At 47.0% G+C, this 707-nt stretch carries 1 pseudogene; it reads left to right on the top strand.

Going from position 1 to position 707, the window contains the following annotated elements:
- A pseudogene (locus L693_RS0107255) lies at window positions 1–689 on the top strand (IS3 family transposase); the annotation flags it as partial.
- Between the last annotated feature and the right edge of the window lie 18 nt (window positions 690–707).

The raw sequence follows: 707 nt of genomic DNA, 5'->3' as shown, positions 1-707 counted from the left end.
AACCGAAAAGCCTATGGCACGCGCAAGATCAAAATCAAGCTCCATGAGCGCGGATTCGTGGTGTCCAGACGTCGAATTGGCCGGATTATGAAAGAACATGGACTCGTTTCAACCTACACGGTGGCACAATATAAGCCCTATAAAACCGCCTGTAATGAAGCGGCTACAGCCAACATCCTGAATCGTGAATTTGACCAAACCGAGACCAGGCGCTTCGTCGTCAGCGACCTGACCTATGTGAAGGTTCAGCACCAGTGGCACTACATTTGTGTACTCGTTGACCTGTTCAATCGAGAGATTATCGGTCATAGTGCAGGTCCGAACAAGGACGCTGCTCTGATTTCTCGCGCCTTTGCCACAGTACAGGGTGATCTGCATCAAATTCAGTGGTTTCATACAGACCGAGCAGTGAATTTAAAAATGAAAAGATGGACGAGCTTCTGGAAACCTTTGAGATCGGTCGTTCTCTGAGCATGAAAGGCTGTCCCTATGACAATGCCGTAGCGGAAGCCACCTACAAGGTCATGAAAACCGAGTTCGTAAACCAGATGGAATTTCAGAGCTTTGATCATTTGGAGGTCGAACTATACGATTACGTCAACTGGTTTAATAATTATCGCATTCACGGAACACTGGGATACATGACACCTGCTCAGTACTGCCAAGAGGCCCTTAAAAAAGCTGTCTGATTTACTGTTGACAATCCA

Source organism: Paenibacillus sp. 1-18 (assembly GCF_000520755.1).
GTDB classification, from domain to species: Bacteria; Bacillota; Bacilli; order Paenibacillales; family Paenibacillaceae; genus Paenibacillus; species Paenibacillus brasilensis.
Note: the sequence above shows the minus strand (reverse complement) of the source record. Positions and strands in the feature narration are given on the sequence as shown.